14 protein-coding genes are annotated in these 18,860 nt (G+C 44.5%); 5 read left to right on the plus strand and 9 right to left on the minus strand.

Going from position 1 to position 18,860, the window contains the following annotated elements:
* Positions 1-103 precede the first annotated feature (103 nt).
* The 3 genes from malG to malE all read right to left on the minus strand — a co-directional run bounded on the left by malG (position 104) and on the right by malE (position 3,838).
* Positions 104-994 carry a maltose ABC transporter permease MalG gene (malG, locus tag LYZ37_RS21220; RefSeq protein ID WP_004744595.1) on the minus strand — a complete coding sequence of 297 codons (891 nt, stop codon included), beginning with the start codon at positions 992-994 and terminating at the stop codon, positions 104-106.
* Between the two features lie 12 nt (positions 995-1,006).
* Entirely contained in the window at positions 1,007-2,581 is a 1,575-nt protein-coding gene (gene malF / locus LYZ37_RS21225) for a maltose ABC transporter permease MalF (protein ID WP_239824804.1), read from the minus strand.
* A gap of 75 nt (positions 2,582-2,656) precedes the next feature.
* Complete coding sequence (gene malE / locus LYZ37_RS21230; protein ID WP_171319980.1) at positions 2,657-3,838, minus strand: maltose/maltodextrin ABC transporter substrate-binding protein MalE; 1,182 nt, start codon at positions 3,836-3,838, stop codon at positions 2,657-2,659.
* 662 nt (positions 3,839-4,500) lie between these two features.
* Between malE and malK the strand changes: the two genes are divergently transcribed.
* Positions 4,501-5,619: a maltose/maltodextrin ABC transporter ATP-binding protein MalK gene (gene malK, locus LYZ37_RS21235; protein WP_272787504.1), complete on the plus strand. Its 1,119-nt coding sequence runs from the start codon at positions 4,501-4,503 to the stop codon at positions 5,617-5,619.
* Positions 5,620-5,698: 79 nt separating this feature from the next.
* On the opposite strand, the gene LYZ37_RS21240 is transcribed toward malK, so the two are convergent.
* From LYZ37_RS21240 to LYZ37_RS21250, 3 genes are all read right to left on the minus strand, one after another.
* Complete coding sequence (locus tag LYZ37_RS21240; RefSeq protein ID WP_171319984.1) at positions 5,699-6,514, minus strand: slipin family protein; 816 nt, start codon at positions 6,512-6,514, stop codon at positions 5,699-5,701.
* Positions 6,492-7,859, minus strand: coding sequence for an NfeD family protein (locus tag LYZ37_RS21245; protein WP_272787505.1), 1,368 nt, complete (start codon positions 7,857-7,859; stop codon positions 6,492-6,494). The genes LYZ37_RS21240 and LYZ37_RS21245 overlap by 23 nt, the downstream gene beginning before the upstream one ends.
* Before the next feature lie 125 nt (positions 7,860-7,984).
* Complete coding sequence (locus LYZ37_RS21250) at positions 7,985-8,803, minus strand: phosphate ABC transporter substrate-binding protein (RefSeq protein WP_272787506.1); 819 nt, start codon at positions 8,801-8,803, stop codon at positions 7,985-7,987.
* 178 nt (positions 8,804-8,981) lie between these two features.
* Between LYZ37_RS21250 and LYZ37_RS21255 the strand changes: the two genes are divergently transcribed.
* Entirely contained in the window at positions 8,982-9,335 is a 354-nt protein-coding gene (locus LYZ37_RS21255) for a DUF3024 domain-containing protein (protein WP_272787507.1), read from the plus strand.
* A gap of 30 nt (positions 9,336-9,365) precedes the next feature.
* Here LYZ37_RS21255 and LYZ37_RS21260 read toward each other — a convergent pair whose 3' ends face one another.
* Entirely contained in the window at positions 9,366-9,980 is a 615-nt protein-coding gene (locus tag LYZ37_RS21260; RefSeq protein ID WP_272787508.1) for a porin family protein, read from the minus strand.
* A gap of 222 nt (positions 9,981-10,202) precedes the next feature.
* Positions 10,203-12,206 (minus strand): exoribonuclease II, encoded by a 2,004-nt coding sequence (gene rnb / locus LYZ37_RS21265; protein WP_272787509.1) that lies wholly within the window; start codon positions 12,204-12,206, stop codon positions 10,203-10,205.
* Positions 12,207-12,670: 464 nt separating this feature from the next.
* Between rnb and LYZ37_RS21270 the strand changes: the two genes are divergently transcribed.
* Positions 12,671-14,617 (plus strand): DEAD/DEAH box helicase, encoded by a 1,947-nt coding sequence (locus tag LYZ37_RS21270; protein WP_004744581.1) that lies wholly within the window; start codon positions 12,671-12,673, stop codon positions 14,615-14,617.
* 140 nt (positions 14,618-14,757) lie between these two features.
* Here LYZ37_RS21270 and LYZ37_RS21275 read toward each other — a convergent pair whose 3' ends face one another.
* Positions 14,758-16,101, minus strand: a complete 1,344-nt coding sequence (locus LYZ37_RS21275; RefSeq protein WP_272788401.1) for a DEAD/DEAH box helicase — start codon at positions 16,099-16,101, stop codon at positions 14,758-14,760.
* Positions 16,102-16,445: 344 nt separating this feature from the next.
* Here LYZ37_RS21275 and LYZ37_RS21280 point away from each other — a divergent pair, with 344 nt between their 5' ends.
* Together LYZ37_RS21280 and LYZ37_RS21285 are read left to right on the plus strand one after the other, a co-directional pair.
* On the plus strand, positions 16,446-16,694 hold the full coding sequence (locus LYZ37_RS21280; protein WP_004744579.1) for an Lpp/OprI family alanine-zipper lipoprotein: 249 nt from the start codon (positions 16,446-16,448) through the stop codon (positions 16,692-16,694).
* Positions 16,695-17,171: 477 nt separating this feature from the next.
* Positions 17,172-18,062: a phytanoyl-CoA dioxygenase family protein gene (locus tag LYZ37_RS21285; RefSeq protein WP_272787510.1), complete on the plus strand. Its 891-nt coding sequence runs from the start codon at positions 17,172-17,174 to the stop codon at positions 18,060-18,062.
* Positions 18,063-18,860 lie beyond the last annotated feature (798 nt).

The following is an 18,860-nucleotide window of genomic DNA, read 5'->3' on the forward strand; positions in this document are numbered from 1 at the left end:
GTAACGCCAGTTCTGCTCTCTACTTAACTGATCGGCGGCCAAACCAAAAGTGTTAAGCTGAGAAACAAAATGGGCGACCTCGCGGTCGCCCTTATCGTTCTTATTAACCTTTCACACCACCAGCGGTCAATCCTCCGACCAACCAGCGCTGTGCAAGCAAGAATACGATGGTTATTGGTAATGCAGACAATACTGCTGCTGCTGCAAAATCGCCCCACAGATAGTTCTGAGGGTATAGATACTGCTGCATACCAACCGCTAATGTATATGAGTTTACATCAGAAAGTAGTAAAGATGCTACTGGAACTTCACCCACTACACCGATGAACGACAGAATGAACACTACTGCAAGGATAGGCACAGACAATGGTAGTAGTACCAATCTGAATGCTTGCCAAGGCGTCGCGCCATCTAGTGCTGCTGCTTCTTCTAGCGAATTATCAATCGTTTCGAAGTAGCCTTTAATCGTCCATACGTGAAGTGCGATACCACCCAAGTAAGAGAAAATCAGACCACCATGCGTGTTCAAACCAAGGAACGGAATGTACTGACCTAGCTTATCGAATAGGGCATAAAGTGCTACGAGCGCAAGTACCGCAGGGAACATTTGGAAAATCATCATCGCTTTAAGGATGGTGTCTTTACCTTTGAAGCGCATGCGAGCAAATGCGTATGCAGAAGTCGTAGACAGCGCAACGATAAGAATCGAGCTAATGCCTGCCACTTTCACTGAGTTCCATAACCAAGTTAATACAGGGAATGGCGGCGGCGTTACACTGCCATCTGCGTTAGTCACCGAAAATCCAAGCGCCAGTTTCCAGTGCTCTAACGACGGATTATCAGGAATAATGCTACCCGTTGCGAAATTACCCTCACGGAACGAAATTGCAATTACCATCAACAGTGGGAAGATGATTGATGCTAGGAACACCCACATAGCAATATGCGTTGCCCATACACGGTATTTAAGTGATTTACCTTGTACCATTGCCATTGGAATCTCTCCTTAATCCTGAGACAGCTTAGTGAAACGTAGGTTGATTAGGGCAAGCGCACCAACCAATAGGAAGATAAGCGTTGCAATCGCACTTGCTAGACCGAAGTCTTGGCCACCAGCACCTTCAAACGCAATGCGGTAGGTGTAGCTTACAAGTAGGTCTGTGTAACCTGCTGGCTCAGAAGTACCAATCATGTTTGGACCACCTTGAGTCAGAAGCTGAATCAATACGAAGTTGTTAAAGTTGAATGCGAAACTTGCGATAAGCAGCGGAGTAAGCGGCTTAATCATCAACGGCATGGTGATCTTACGGAAGTTGTCGATGAAGTTCGCACCATCGATAGCTGACGCTTCATACAAATCTTCTGGAATCGCTTTTAGCAGGCCCATACACAGAATCATCATGTAAGGGAAACCTAGCCATACGTTGACAATCAGCACCATGCTCTTAGCCATGATTGGGTCAGAGAACCAAGCTGGGCTAATGCCAAATAGTGCCTCTAGCATCATGTTGATCTCACCAAAGCTTTGGTTAAACAAACCTTTGAAGATCAGAATCGAAATAAACGCAGGCACCGCATAAGGAAGAATCAGCAGCACACGGTAAATTGCACGACCTTTAAGCTCTTCCCACTGCACCACACTCGCAAGTACCAGGCCGATTACCACGGTTAGACCAACAGTTAGTGCAGAGAATAGTACCGTCCAGATAAAGATGCTGATGAATGGTTCTTTAATGCCATCATCTTTCCAAACACGCTCGAAGTTGTGAGTACCAATATCAACGATAAAGCCCGGTGAAACGGTTGAGCCAACGAACTGCCCTTGTTCATCGACTGGTTGATAGAAGCCCACTTCCATATTTGGACGCAAGTATTCTTGAGTACGATTGTTAAAGATCGTCTCACCATCATCTTGAAGAGTGTATAGAGGCACAACCGCAGCGAACTTACGTAGGCCGCTCATGCGAATGTCTTCACCCGACGGTAGGTGCAGATCTAAGCCACCTAGCGCGTTTTTGTTTTTGATGATGGTTTTGATTTTTTCTTTCTCGCCAGCTACTGAGTCGACTGGAGCTAAGTCCATATCTGACGCAGATAGAGTGGCAAGGTTGAAAGTATCGGTTGCTAGCAGTTGATCGCCCTTCTTAACAGCAAGGCGGTGGCCGTTATCTGTTTTGTACAGAGTAAACGGGTAGCTATCGCCGCTTTGGAAAGTACGGTCCATTAAAACCGACTGAGCACGTTCAAAGGAAAGTTGGTTTTTCGCACTGTAGTTTGTGAAGGCAAGACCGACGGTATACGCAAGTGGGAACAGGATGAACAAAATCATGCCCGCAATACCAGGGTAGATGTAACGGTGTGCGTAGGTCTTTTTACTACCGAAAATAAATAACGCGAGTGCGGTTAAGATTAGGGTCAGAATGGCAAAGGCCATCTCACCGCGAGAATACATAAGAATTGTGGCATATCCATTAATGATACCCACAGAGCCCAGTAAGCCCCATTTAATGAATACACTTTTACTTGATGGCAAGCTCGTTGTTGTAGACGCCATCGCATCTGTACCTTGAACTGACTGCATAAAAGAACCTGCTAGCGATAATAAAACTTGAAAATGAAGGAGGGGTTACCCCCTCCTTAAAAGGGTAGAACTTAATTATTTAGTCATTTGTTTTTCTGCATCTGCAAGTGCTGCATCTACAGTTTGACGACCATCAACGATGTTGATGATTGCGTTTTTCGCGCTGCCCCAGAATGCGTTCATCTGAGGGATGTTTGGCATGATTTCGCCGTTCATCGCGTTATCCATTGTCGCTGCAATGCGCTTGTCTGCATCTAGCTCACGTTGGAAAGAGTTAAGCGCTACCGCACCCAGAGGCTTATCATTGTTAACTTTACGTAGACCGTCGTTAGTCAGTAGGTAGTTCTCGATGAACTCAACCGCTAGATCTTTGTTTGGAGAAGCTGTGCTAATACCCGCCGTTAATACACCAACGAATGGCTTAGAAGACTGACCGTTAAACTTAGGTAGCGTCGTTACGCCGTAGTTGATACCAGATTTCTCGATGTTACCCCATGCCCAAGGACCGTTGATTGTCATCGCAGTCTTACCTTGGTTGAACGCAGACTCAGAAACTGAGTAGTCCATGTCTGAAGAGATAACGCCTTTGTCAACAAGGCCTTTAACAAAGTTCATTGCATCTTTAACGCCGTCGTTTGCGATACCCGCATCTTTCACGTCGTAGCCTGCTGCACCATATTTAAACGCGTAACCACCGTCAGCTGCCATTAGCGGCCAAGTGAAGTACGGTTCTTTTAGGTTCCACATGATTGCAGATTTACCGTCTTTCTTAAGTTGCGCGTCTAGCTCAGCAACTTCTTCCCAGCTCTTAGGTGGGTTAGGCACTAGATCTTTGTTGTAGATTAGCGATAGAGATTCTACAGCTACTGGGTAACCGATGATCTTGCCATCGTATTTAACTGCGTCCCATGCGAAATCTACAATGCCTTCTTTGATTTCTGCAGATGGTTTAATCTCAGCAAGTAGACCAGCTTCAGCGTAACCACCAAAACGGTCGTGAGCCCAGAACACAATATCAGGACCATCACCAGTCGCTGCCGTTTGAGGGAACTTATCTTGAAGCGCATCAGGGTGAGCAACAGTCACTTTAATACCTGTGTCTTCTTCAAATTGTTTACCTACTTCAGCAAGTCCGTTGTAGCCTTTATCGCCGTTGATCCAGATAGTTAATTGACCTTCTTCGATAGCAGCATTTGCACCAAAAGAGCCAAGAGCAACAAGTGTTCCTAGTGCTACTGTGCTTAGGGCATTTTTCATGTTCATATCCTTTTTATATTTGTGTTGTAGGGCTCCACCAGAGGTTTCGCCGTATTTCAGCACTTATTTTCAGCCAAACTGACAAAAGGCTCATCCTCCTACTCCCTACGCCCTCGCTATTATGGACTATTTTCGTGATCGTCATCGTTACAGGTTGGTGACCAAAGTCTCAAAACAATCTCTTTGTGTGATCGATTTCAATGTAATCGAACAGAAATATTTGAACTCGGTCTCGCTACGCCTTCTGCGCCCTGTCGTACCTCCTCCCCTCCTACTACCCCTACAAAAAATCAGAATAGGAGGATGTAGTAGAGGGGTGAAATCCGCAAACTACAGTCATCCAAGAGTGGATGGTAAGAACCCTTTCCAGTAACACGTGTTTCATGGTGACTGGTTACAATGCCGCTAGGGTTTGCGAATGAGTGCACAAGTCACGTAGGTATTCAGGAAACTGATTCGTTCGGGGGAGAAGCTTGTGTCACACGGGGGAAAGCAAACCTGAATTTGGCTTGGTGGGTGATGTGAGGACTCCATCACCCATATTTTCTTACATTCTGTTATATAGAATCCATTCCTTACCAAATTCCTACTATTATTGCCTGCTCCATAATTCATATAATGATAGGCAGTAAAATATAAAAAATTGATCGAGGGCGAGCTAGATGGCGAGTGTCACGTTAAAAAATGTATGTAAAGCTTACGGTGACGTACTAATTTCCAAAAATGTTGATTTAGATATCAAAGAAGGTGAGTTTGTTGTCTTCGTTGGTCCATCAGGTTGTGGTAAATCAACGCTACTACGCTGTATTGCAGGCCTAGAAGACATCACATCCGGTGATCTCTACATTGGTGATGAGCGCATGAATGACGTCGAGCCATCCAAACGTGGTGTTGGTATGGTATTCCAGTCTTACGCTCTTTACCCTCACTTAAACCTATACGACAACATGTCTTTTGGTCTTAAGCTAGCAAAAGCTGACAAAGGTGAAATCAGCAAGCGTGTTGAACATGCCGCTGAAATTCTACAGCTTAGCCATCTTCTTGAGCGCCAACCTAAAGCGCTATCAGGTGGTCAGCGTCAACGTGTTGCGATTGGTCGTACGCTAGTTTCACAACCAAACGTGTTCCTACTTGATGAGCCGCTATCTAACCTTGATGCCGCACTTCGTGTACAAATGCGCTCTGAAATCACTAAGCTTCAGCGCAAGCTTGGCTGTACCATGATTTATGTAACGCACGACCAAGTAGAAGCCATGACCATGGCAGATAAGATCGTTGTACTAGACGCAGGATTTGTCTCTCAAGTTGGTCGCCCACTAGAGCTTTACCACTACCCAGAGAACCGTTTTGTCGCTGGTTTCATTGGCTCACCAAAAATGAACTTTATGAGTGTCTTCATTGAAGCGGCTGAGAAAGATCGTGTCATGGTTCAGCTTGCTAATGGCACTGCGTTCTGGATTCCAGTTGATGGAACAACGGTTACTCGCGGTGAACGTATGTCGCTAGGTATTCGTCCAGAGCACTTGCTACCAGCAAACGAAGGTGATGCGACTATTGAAGGTGAAGTTAACATCGTTGAAAAACTAGGCAATGAAACTCAAGCCTATTTACACATCGATGCAGCCGATGCCGATATGATTTACCGCCAACCTGACACGCTAGATGTCGAACCAGGCGATAAACTGTCAGTAGGTATCCCTGCGCACCGTTGTCACCTATTCCACAGCGATGGCAAAGCGTGCCGCCGTCTGTACAAAGAAGCGGGTGTTGAATTCGAATAACCGCTAATCTGAGACAAAAAGCTCCTTTGATAGGAGCTTTTTTGTTTGTGCGTTAATCAAATCTCAATTGCCAGCCCAATTAAGATGAGTTCGAAGAGTCGTTATCCTTAGGTTTTTGATAAGGTTCTCCCATTCGTTTAAACAGTCCTTCCATCAGTTCCATAGGCAGTGGAAAGGCAATGGTCGAACTCTTTTCTCCGGCAATCTCCGTCAGCGTTTGCAAGTAACGCAATAGCATCGCATTGGGTTGAGTCGCCATTTTACTTGCTGCTTCAACGAGCTTTTCAGATGCCTCCATTTCACCAGAAGCATGTATCACTTTCGCCCTTCGTGAGCGCTCTGCCTCCGCTTGTTTAGCAATCGCGCGAATCATACTCTCATTAAGATCCACGTGCTTGATTTCGACATCCGACACCTTAATGCCCCAACCATCCGAACGAGCATCAAGAATCGTCTGAATATCTGTATTGAGCATCTCTCGATTAGCAAGCATCTCATCAAGTTCATGCTGCCCTAATACAGAACGTAAGGTCGTTTGCGCCAATTGAGACGTTGCCGCTAAATAATCCTCTACATTGATGATGGCTTTTTGGGCATCGACCACTCGAAAATAAATAACTGCATTGACTCTAACAGATACGTTGTCACGACTAATGACATCTTGACTCGGCACATCCATCACCACTGTTCGCATATCGACTTTGACGATTTGTTGAATCATGGGAATAACAATGATCAATCCTGGCCCCTTGACCATTTGAAAACGCCCGAGGAAAAAGATGACGCCGCGCTCATATTCGCGTAACACGTGGAACATGCTGAAGGCAATCAAAAGTACCAACACGACAATCAGCACTGGGGTCAGCATGCCACTAGTGATTATTTGTTCCATCATAGCCACTTCCTTGCTGTTTACTAATTTTTAAACTCAGACCGTCAATGGCCTCAACTATGACAATATCTCCACGAGAGAAACTGTCATCACCATGCGCAGCCCAGCGCTCACCCGCTATATGCACATAACCTTCCGCTGTAAAGCTGTTTTCGACAACCGCTTGCTGACCAATCAGGTATTCGACGCCACTCACCACCTGACTTTGTCTAAGCTGCAATACTCTGCGTAAAACAAACACAACAAACGCTGCTGATAGCACCGCAATGGAATAGATAAGATTTAACGAGACTTGTAGCTCAGGTAGATCACTTTCAATGAGGAATATCGAACCTAAGACGAAAGCAATGACACCACCAAAGCCTAAAATGCCGAAACTTGGCATAAGCGATTCAGCCACCAATAGACCTATGCCTAGCAGAATTAAACCCATTCCGACGTAGTTCACTGGCAACATCTGAAAAGCGTAAGTTGCAATAAGTAGACAAATCGCACCGACGACACCAGCCACGCCAAACCCAGGGCTGTAAAATTCTAGCAACAAGCCATAGATACCGATCATCATTAAGATATACGCGATGTTCGGATCGGTGATAGTAGAGAGAAACTGATGGCGCCAATCCGGTGTTTTATACTCGACTTGTGCCCCAGCAGTTGCTAACGGAGTGTTTGTATCATTTAGGCTAACAGTTAGCCCATGAGATTGGATAAGGAGTTGTTCAGGGGTGTCTGCAATAAGATTAATCACATTTTGCTCTAACGCTTCACTTGATGAAAGTGTGGCAGCCTCTCTAACCGCTTTTTCCGCCCACTCTGCATTCCTACCTCGCAGCTGCGCCAGCGATCGGATATAAGCAATAGAGTCATTAAGCATTTTCTTTTCCATTGCCGAAGGCTCATTTGGCGCCTCATCGGATTTTTCTGGGCTCGCTCCACCTATGCTTACTGGAGTCGCCGCTCCCAATGTGGTCGCAGGTGCCATTGCTGCAATATGGCAAGCATACAGAATAAATGTACCGGCACTGGCAGCGCGCGCGCCTTGAGGGTAGACCAAACACAAGATAGGAATTTTTGAGGCGAGGATCGATTGGTTGATCTCTCTAAGGCTGCTGACTAGGCCACCGGGAGTATCGATTGTCAGCACGAGAGCGGAGATATTGGGGGTTTGGTTTGCTAAAGTAATTTCTTCAATCACGTAGTCCCCCACAGCAGGGCCGATTGCTCCGCTGATATTAATAACAGGAACCACCTTGGTCGCATGAGGCGCCGGCTCACTTGAGCTAAAAACAGATGGTCCTGACAAGAGTACAAAGCAAAACATAAGTGCTTTGACAATCCGCAAGGGCATCTGACTTCCCCATTTTTCAGTCTATTATCAGTTTAGACTATTTAACTCGAATTAATATTGGCGCTTGATGTTCAGCCAAACAAAAATGGAGAGCCGAAGCTCTCCATTCAAACATTGTAGCGAGACTACTTCTTAATTGGCGTGTAGCCGTACTCTTCAATCAAAGATTTTGCTTGGCTGCTGTTTAAGTAATCAATAAATGACTTAGAGTCTTCATCAACTTTGTCAGGGTTGTATAGAACAAGGAAAGGGCGAGATAATTCATACTGACCCGTAGCGATTGTTTTGTTGCTCGCTTCTACCCCTTCAAACTGGATCGCTTTGATTGAGCTATCCACTGAGCCTGTAGAAACAAAACCAATCGCTTGCTTATTGTGGTTAACAATCGTCTTCACCATGCTGTTGCTGTTTACCACTAGGTTATCTGGGTTAATATCTGACACAAGACGACTATTAATGATTTTCGTCAATCCCATCAAGCTTTCAAAGCTGTAACGCGATCCAGAAGAAGCTTCACGCGTGACAACCGCGATTTTTTGATCGTTTCCACCTAGCTGTTTCCAGTTAGTAATCTTTCCTTTGTAAATATCAAACAGCTGCTCACGAGTGACATTTTCAATCGGGTTAGATTTATTCACCACCACTGCCAATCCATCAAAAGCAATTGGCTTAACCGTGAGAGATTCATCTTGCTCACTTTCTGTTAGGTAACGAGAGCTCATACCTACATCAGCGACACCTTTCTTAACCAACGTAATGCCTGCCGACGAACCGATGCCCTGAACCGCTACGTAGCTGTCTGGGTGAGTGCTGTTGTAATCTTCTGCGAGCACATCCATGACACGAGCTACCGAAGTCGAGCCTGAAACATTCACCTCTTTAGCCAACGTTGGCACTGAAAACAGTGATGTAGATAAAAGTGCAGCCAACGCAACACGAACCATAATAAACTCCCCACTAATAGATGTGACTGGTTATAACTAAACAGCGCTATGTTATTGCGGTTAGATGACATTTTTGTGAAAGCCTATGCAGACAATGAAATATCTAGTACATACTATGCTTAGGTTAGAGAAGTGTAACCTATTGCACAGATACTCATATTGTTGAAGCGAGAGCGTCATGGGGCTAGTGAGTTTACTACAACGTCAAGTCGAGAGCAGAGCGGAGCTTATCTGTAAGCAACGCAATCAAAGTACGCCTGCTGAATTGGGCAAAGCAAGCTTTGAAACCATGAACAATGGCGTCATTTTTATCAAGCAGCACTTTTTGCTTGATTCGAGCCATTGCAATTACATGAATCCAATCGCGAAAGTGGCGTGGAACGGCGATCTAAATCAATGGCAGCTGTTTATGCCACAAGAAACGGATAGTGAGCAGTGGGTGCCCTACCCATATTTAGCTCAAAGTAGCGACCTAACCGCTATTATGCGCGAAATCGATAAAGACCCGAAAGAGATGTTTTGGCAGAATTAGGAGAGCAAGTGCTCTCCTATCACTATTGTTCTAAAACTTGTAAGTCGAACCAATGTAGAAAGAACCCATCCCCAGGGTATGTTCCGTGGTTTTCTTGGTTAACGAATCTTCAACCTCAGCAGCAAACGCATCGACTTCATAGCCTGCTCTAACCGCCCAACCATCAAACATTGCAGGTGCATACTCAAGGCCGAGTCCTGCGCGTACAGCAAACGTACTTGAAGATTTGTTGTTCAAATAGGCTGTCGCCCCCGCATTTCCCACATCCCAGCTAACAATACCTGCGCCAATTACCCCGTAAGGTCTAAGGCCGTTGTCAAAGGTATAACCTAAATTGGCTGCCACCATAAGAGACTCACTGTCCATCGTCAGCGCCTTAGTGTTAGACAATTTGGTGTTTGCCGTGCCGTACTTTGTGTACTGAGCTTCAATCGCAGCGATCTTGTTAAACTGATAGCCACCAATCAGCTTGAATGATGCTCCATCTGTTTCAGTCGAAGTCGCGCCATCAGTAACACTTTTGCCAAATCCATCATCGTCGTAGCTCGTATCACCGATACCCGCACCAATATAAAAACCATCAACTTTCTGAGCTGCAAATGTCGGTAGCGCGACAAGCGCTGCAAGTAAAACAACCTTTTTCATCATTCTTACCTAATATTCCCTAATGAATAAAATCGGTTACAAGCTATAGGAATATCCAATAAGCGTCTTTATGCGAAATGTATAGAATTGTCGGCACTTTGTAATCACAGCACAAATGCTAATCAAGAAAGTATTTTCAAAACAGATAACGCACCTCTAGTTGGCGCAACAAAAAAGGCGCTGTAATAGCGCCTTTTGGGGTAACTCTAATGAGTTGATTCGTTACTCTGCTGAGGTTTCAGCTTCTGTCGCTGTCTTCACTTCTTCAAAGATTTGTGTCGGCTTGGCGACTAGGCTGCGGTTCTCCTGATTTACGTCAGTCAGAACCACCTCTAGCACATCGCCTAAGCGGTAAGTCACTTCTTTGTCGATTGAAACCGTACCATTTTCACCATTGCACTCAAGGCGCTCTTTGTTGGCTAAGATGAGTGAGCCTGGGATAAATGCCGCAGCGCCATTTTCAATCAAACGGATACGCATACCAGCACGGTTGATATCAAAAATCTCACCGTTGAACTTGGTCTCTTTAGCAGGTTCATCTGCAAGGGTGCGAGCATACAACCAATCACCAACATTGCGCTCAGCAATCTTGTGGTGCTTGCGATGAATCGCTAATTCTTCACCGACACTATCATCGGCAGTCTGCACTGGTTCTTTGCCTAAGATGTGCGCTTTAAGCATACGGTGGTTGATCATATCGCCATATTTACGAATTGGTGATGTCCACGTCGCGTATAGGTCAAGACCCATTGCATAATGCGGTAGAGGCTGGTTACCAATTTCGCTGTAAGCTTGAGCCTTGCGGATGCGGTTATCTAGGTAAGACGTTTCTTGGCTTCCCAACCAACGACGCAGCGCCGCAAACCCTTCTAGAGTCGCGATGGATTCAGCGGTAAACGGCAGTTCACCTTCTGGGTTTACCAGATTGACGACATCTTCGATCTTTTCCGGTTTGAAACCTGCGTGAGTGTTAAACACACCCGAATTAAAGCTTGATTGCAGCGTTTTGCCTGCACAAATGTTTGCTGTAATCATCGCCTCTTCTACTAGGCGGTTAGCGCTACGACGCATGTCTGCATGAATAGCGACAACATCGTTATCTTCACTCAGTTCAAATCGGTAGTCTGGACGGTCAGGGAAAACGACCGCATGAGTTTCACGCCACTCAGCACGAGCACGTGAAAAATCATACAGGTCACGAACGATCTCTGCGATTTCTTCACTTGGTTGCCAAGCATCTGAACTGCCATTTTCAATCCAATCGGAAACATGGTCGTAAGCCAAGCGAGCATGAGATTTAATGTTGGCAGCGAAGAACTTAATGTCATCACCGATAACACCCTCTTTCGTCACCGTCACACTACAACATAAAGCTGGGCGTGCTTCACCCTCAATCAATGAACATAAGTCATCGGCGAGGTCACGTGGAAGCATTGGAATATTTCTACCCGGTAGATAGATGGTAAAACCACGCTCGCGCGCCACTTTGTCCATATCACAATCAGGTGTGATGTAGGCAGTCGGATCGGCAATCGCAATCGTCAGTTCAAAATCACCAGATTCTGTCTTTTTAGCATGCAGCGCGTCATCCATATCTTTGGTTGACTCGCCATCAATGGTCACAAACGGAACGTGTGTCATATCGATGCGTTCAAGATCAGCGTCGTCTTTTAGCTCCCAGCTATCTAATCCTGCTGGTTCGCTATTTGGCAGATCATTTTGCGCCAAGGTTACCCACCAAGGTGCTATCTTGTCGTCTGCATCAGTAATTTTGTCGCTGATTTCGACAAAGAAGCCATTATCACCCTTAAGTGGATGACGAATAAGGTGTGCAACCACCCAATCACCCTCTTTAAGATCATCACTCTTGATGCCTTTACGTGTCTTAGCTTTTAAAGATAACTTTTTAAGTTGAGGATGGTCTGGTGTAACGTTCAGCTTGCCTTTGAATAGTTTAACTCTGCCAATAAAACGGTTAAGCCCTTGTTCAAGTAGCTCTTCTGGTTCAGCTTGCTCGCGATCTTTCTCTGTACGAATGATCGCTTTTACCTTGTCGCCGTGCATACATTTTTTCATGTACGGAGGTGGGATAAAGAAACTTGTCTTACTATCCACTTCAAGGAAACCAAAGCCTTTCTCTGTCGCTTTGATTGTGCCTTCTTTTTTAGGCAGGGTTTCTTGGATTTGCTGCTTAAGTTGAGCCAGTAAAGGGTTATCTTGAAACATCTATCTTGTTTTACCGAGTAAGTAACCGAAAAATTGCGCCCACTATATCACCGAGCCCTTGCCCCTGCTAGCGTAGAAGCATGACAATCTGGTGTTTAACGAACAATTCAATCAGTTAGCAATCCCCTAGATTTGTGCATAAATTTCGCACCCAATGCATCTAGATGAACAAGAACTACACAAAAATTCTCATATCAGGAAAAAATTGTGATGAAATTCAATTTTTTCTAGCTTTTTTTGTGCTTTTAGGGAATAATCCGCCCCCTCATATTGGTGGCCCCCTTCTGTTCATAGAATTTTTAGATGAACAGACAGTAAATAACACCAATATCTCTTACGTCCCTAGTGGCTTGATGCGATTTACGACTTTTCCGCATCTGAACGGAATCAGCTCTCAACTGGATTGGTATTGGAATTGGTAGAGCTCGTGGGACCTTTTGTTGACATTATATAGTAGGATCCCAATGACAGATTCTGTAATTCAGTTTAGCGATCTAGCGCTTAACGACTCTATCCTTTCAGCTCTTGATGGTATGGGTTTTGTTTCACCAACTCCAATTCAGGCTGCTGCTATCCCGCACCTATTGGCTGGTAAAGACGCACTAGGTAAAGCTCAAACTGGTACTGGTAAAACTGCAGCTTTCTCTCTACCTCTTCTAAACAAGCTAGACCTTGCACAGCGTAAGCCTCAAGCAATCGTACTTGCTCCAACTCGTGAACTAGCGATCCAAGTAGCGGCTGAAGTTAAGAACTTAGGTCAAAACATCGCTGGTCTTAAAGTTCTTGAGATCTACGGTGGTGCATCGATTGTTGATCAAATGCGCGCTCTGAAAAACGGTGCTCACATCGTTGTTGGTACTCCGGGCCGTGTTCAAGACCTTATCAACCGTGATCGTCTACACCTAGACGAAGTACACACATTCGTTCTTGATGAAGCGGATGAGATGCTAAACATGGGCTTCGTTGATGACGTAACTGAAATCATGGAGCACGCGCCTGAATCAGCACAACGTGTTCTATTCTCTGCGACTATGCCTCCAATGCTTAAGAGCATTGTTGAGCGTTTCCTACGTGATCCAGAGACAGTAGACGTTGCAGGTAAAAACCACACTGTAGACAAAGTAGAGCAGCAGTTCTGGGTTGTTAAAGGTGTAGAAAAAGACGAAGCAATGTCTCGTCTTCTAGAAACTGAAGAGACTGACGCGTCAATCGTATTCGTACGTACTCGTCAAGACACTGAGCGCCTAGCGGATTGGCTATGTGCACGTGGCTTCAAAGCTTCTGCACTGCACGGTGACATTCCTCAGTCTCTACGTGAGCGTACTGTTGATCACATCAAACAAGGTGTTATCGACATTCTAGTTGCTACTGACGTTGTAGCACGTGGTCTTGACGTTCCACGTATCACGCACGTATTCAACTACGACATCCCATTCGATGTTGAGTCTTACATCCACCGTATCGGCCGTACAGGTCGTGCTGGACGTAAAGGTAAAGCGATCCTTCTAGTTCGCACTAACCAACTACGTATGCTTCGCACTATTGAGCGTGTAACTAAGTCATCAATGGAAGAGATTCAACTTCCACACCGCGACAAAGTTGCAGAAGCTCGCGTAGCAAAACTTGGTGCAGAGCTTGAAGCAGATAAAGAACACAAAGCACTAGAGAAGTTCTCTGAGCTAGTTGAAAAACTACAAGAATCTCTAGAGCTAGACGCGGCAACACTGGCTGCTATTCTTCTTAAGCGTCAGCAAGGTAAGCGCCCACTATTCTACATTGGCGAAGACCCAATGATTGAAGCGATTGAGCGTGACAAGCAGCGTCGTAAAGAGCGTCGTGAAGGCGGCCGTGATGGTCGTGGTCGTGACCGCAACTTCAACAACCAAGACTGGGATACATACCAGCTGCAAGTTGGTCGTGAGCAAGGCGTTCAGGTTAAAGACATCGTTGGCGCATTGGCAAACGAACTTGGCCTAGTTAAAGGTTCAATCGGTGCGATTAAACTAGCTCAAGGCGAAACTTACGTTCAGCTACCAAAAGCAATGTCTTCTGAGACAGCTAACAAGCTACGTAAACTACGCATTCGTCAGAAAGAAGTTGGCGCAGTAGTGTGTGACTTTGATGATTTCCGCGAGCCTCGTGGTCGTCGTGATGGCGGTCGCCGTGACGGTGGACGTCGCGATGGTGGCGGTTACCGTGGTAATCGTGATGGCAACCGCGAAGGCGGCTACCGTGGTAACCGTGACGGAAACCGCGAAGGTGGCTACCGTGGCAACCGTGAAGGCGGTCGTGGTAATCGCGAAGGTGGTCGTCGTGATGGCGAGCGTCGCTTTGACCGTAACCGTGGTGGAGATCACCGTGGTAACTACCGTGGCGAACGTGGCCATGGTCGTGGTAACCGCGAAGATTAATCACCTCTGCTAGCAAGCATTAAAAAAGGAGCCAAATTTGGCTCCTTTTTTTGTCCGTTGATTTTGCGCTGCTTCAACCAAACTCTTGATACAAAAAAGCCATTTGGCAGAAGCAAATGGCTTTGTTAGATTAACTCTGATTATTCGCTATCAGGTTTAGGCGGCGTTTTCTTCTTAGGAATAAACACGCTATCACCCACTGCCACATTCTGGTGGAAGCTCTTGTCACGCTTGACTGGTTTCTTAGTTGATTTTTTCGCTTGCGGCTTGGCATTCTTAGTCGCTTTGCCCTTGTTACGGAAATCAGGTTTACGTGGCTTCAAGCCTTTAAACTTGCCTTTTAACCCTTCAAGCTCAGAGAAGTTTAAGTCTTGTTGTAAATAAGCCTCTACACGCTTAAAACTATCCCAGTCTTTAGGGCCTACCAGAGAAACGGCGTCACCTTTATTACCAGCACGGCCTGTACGACCTACACGGTGAACATATTCTTCAGTGTGCTTTGGCATGTCGAAGTTAACGACATGGGTAACGTTAGCGATATCTAGCCCACGAGAAGCAACATCTGTTGTGACCAGTATTTTGAACACAGCACGCTCAAACTGACTCATGATGGTATTGCGTTGAGTCTGGTTTAAGCTACCGCTAAGCGCGATTGCTTTAAGTTTCTTCTCGTTAAGCTTTTCTGTTAAACGTTCTGTATCGACACGCGTCGCAGTAAAGATAATCAGCTGTTTGTATTCTGCTTCTTCTAGAATGCGCTCTAAGATTGCTTCTTTATGATCAAGATGATCACACAGGTAGAACTTCTGAGTAATGTCAGTGTGCTTTTCTGTAGCCGCGCCAATTGCAATACGTTTTGGAGCATCTAGCATCTCCATTGCAATATCGTTAACTTCAGCATGGTCTAACGTTGCAGAGAACATCAACGTTTGACGGCGGCGGTGTTTAGCAGCGTTGTGAATACGGCGCAGTTCAGGTGCAAAACCTAGATCGAGCATACGGTCAGCTTCATCAAGCACAAGAGTTTCGAGGCCATCTAGAAATAGAGAGCGATGCTCAAGGTGATCAGCTAAACGTCCAGGTGTAGCGACAATAAACTTAGGGTAACGACGTAGCGCTTTAACCTGATCGTTAAAGTTTTCACCACCAACAATTAGGGTCGCGTCATAAGACAATCCACCTAACATCGAACGCAACTCACCATACACTTGCTTTGCAAGTTCACGGGTAGGAGCAAGAATCACTGCGCGCGGGTCTTTTGCAGAGAATGCTTTGTTTTTTAGCGACTTGTGCAGCATAGGCAATACAAAAGCTAGTGTCTTACCAGAACCTGTCTTTGAAGACGCCAACAGATCTTTACCAGCAATCGCGACAGGTATCGCGCGCTGTTGAATTTCTGTCGCCTTCTTAAAGTCAAAGTGCTTCAAGTTCTTTAGTAAGCGATTGTCTAAACCTAAATCTTTAAAGTGCAAAGTATTCTCCAATTGGTTACACAGCGTTGTCACCACAGCTCAAATGGCTTCGTACAACACGAATTATTCTAAAAACAGGCTATGATAACTGGATTCACTCTAAGAGGATAGAGATCACAGAAAATATTCTTTTGCCCTTACTTTTACTCTAAATGTCAGCTCTATGTCTCTTACATCTATTGCTCTCACCAATGAGACGTAGCTCAACTAATTTGATAATTACTTAAATTCTTGGGTTTTTTTGACTTTTGCTGGCTTTAGCAAGCGTAGAATTAGGGCTACACTGATTGACGTCACTATACGATAAAAAGGTATAGGGCACATTATTGATACTTATTTATGCAAGGAGTTCTCTCATGAACAAAATGTTGATCGCAGCTGCAGCATCTTCTGTTCTTCTACTAGCGGGTTGTGCGTCTGGTCCAGACGAAGCGACAACGGCGAAAATGGATGAGCTAAGCAATCAAGTAAGCCAACTGAGCCAAGATGTTCAAGCGCTACAATCTGAAGTACGTAAGTCTGGTGACTCTGCGATGGCAGCACAAGAAGAAGCGGCACGTGCAAACGAACGTATCGACAACATTGCTCAGTCTTACACTAAGTAAGTCAAAGTTTTGATGCTAGTCGTTAATTATCAATAACTTAACTGACCACAACAAGTCAAATGGCGATGAAAGTGGCGACACATTTTTGTGTCGCCACTTTTGTTTTTGCCTATGTAAGCATATAAGATGGAATGAAATTTAATCCAATCGAAACAAGCTTTGTTTCGCCAACGAACTTTGATCTAAATGGTTGATAACGTGGTGTGACTTAAGCACTAGAAATCAACACATGGTGGCAGATTAAAATAGCTCTCCAACTTTAGTTGAGCGCATTTGGGCTTGTTCTCTTTGCGCTATGCTATAAAATTGTCAGTACAAGGTCATATTGGCTTATATCTCGGAGACTCCGGACATCATTATCGCTAAATACTGTTGTGTTATGTGATCTATTCAACATTCAACGTAACACGTATTAGGTTAAATGAACCAAAAGGATAAAGTATACTTTAGCAAATCATCAACATAGAGCTATACATCATGCTTGACTGTAAAAAACAAATTGTTAACAACAACCATTCCCAATATTTGACCGATTTTAAAAATAATGGATTCTGCATTATTCCAAAAGCGATAGACCAATCCTTAGTTGACATGTGCAACTACTCCATTGACTCATTTCTAAATAAAAATAAACCACTATTGAAACAACATAATCTTTTGCCTAACGGGATGCTTCAAAGAGCTATAAATCTACACCGTTCTATAAAACCACTTCAGAAAGTATTTTGTGAAGCCATGGACTCCGGAAGTTTAGTGTGTGACATGCACGGTCAGGCAACTCTTCACACTTCTTTATTTTTTGAGCTTGGTTCACAACAGCCTTTACATCGTGATACTCCATATTTTTACTCGGGAACGGACAACGGGTACATGGGTGTTTGGGTTGCTCTAGATGATGTTGATGAAGAAAATGGCGCATTGGTTGCTATTGAAGGCAGTCACAAACTACCAGAAGCAGACTTAGAGAAGTTAAAGAATAAATTTTACCCAAATGAAGATGTTCCTCCATCTTGTACAGAGTTATTCAACGCCTACAATGACGAGATATTAGCTCTTGCTACTCAAGCCGGCCTTAGAAAAGTGGTGTGTAACGTGAATAAAGGCGATATGATTATATGGAATCCAGCAACTCTGCATGGTGGCCTTCCTCACCATGATACGAATCGCACTCGGCGCTCTTTCGTAATGCATATCACGCCTAAAAATATGCCTATGATGCATATGGACTATTTTTTCCATCCTGACAGAGAAGTACCGAAAATTAATAAAGACTACATAGAAGTTGGGGAAAGATTGGTATCTAATGGAGACCATGTTGATTTTATGCACAAAAAAACTTTTTCTGTTGAAGAGTTAAGTACTTTTTAACTAAGTGCTTTGAGAAACAAAACTGGACTACTAGACCGACCCATCAGAAAGATTTATGTTTAACTTTCGATTTAAATACTACCGTTACGTCCCTCCATGAATACAGGACGAACTAATTTCACAGCTTCCGAAGTGTAGACATCTGATAACTCAAAGTTAGTTTTTAAATATAGAGGAAGGTTGCTGAATATGTAGCTTTCCTTAAACTTATCTTCTCAATCTCAGCAACGTGATAGCCTATGTTAATCGACCAAAATTCCCATAGTTAATTTAATCCGCGCTTCCTATTAGTTATCCTGGTTACTCAAGGCTAAGCAATGGTAATACTTCTTCAGCCTTCCTAGTCACCCAAGTCATAACGGAATCATCTAGAATCAACCATAGCATAATACGTTGATGACATTCATTGAACTATTCCTTAAGGTTAGCTGTGAGGGTGACAAGCTTAGTTTCACCTTCCAGAACAAATCCGCCATATAAAATGGTTCATTGTTTTCTTTCCTAAAAAGGTACTTCATCTTTTTACACCGCGCTTCGCGCCATTCGTCCTAACCAGAACACTGAACCGCCACTCGGCTTAATTCGAAAGCCTGCGCGAATAAGGGTTTAACAGCGACCATTTCTGTTTGTCCATAGATAATGACACGTTTTGCTCACGACAGTTTAATTCCCCAGACTAAATCAAGCTGAGTTAACTCGTTATTAATGACACCAACTGAAGAGACATTTTACATAAATCTTAGATCAGTATTGGTGATTGCTTTAAAGTTGATTCCGAGTTGTTCGCAAACCATACGA

Source organism: Vibrio tubiashii, assembly GCF_028551255.1.
Lineage (GTDB): Bacteria > Pseudomonadota > Gammaproteobacteria > Enterobacterales > Vibrionaceae > Vibrio > Vibrio tubiashii_B.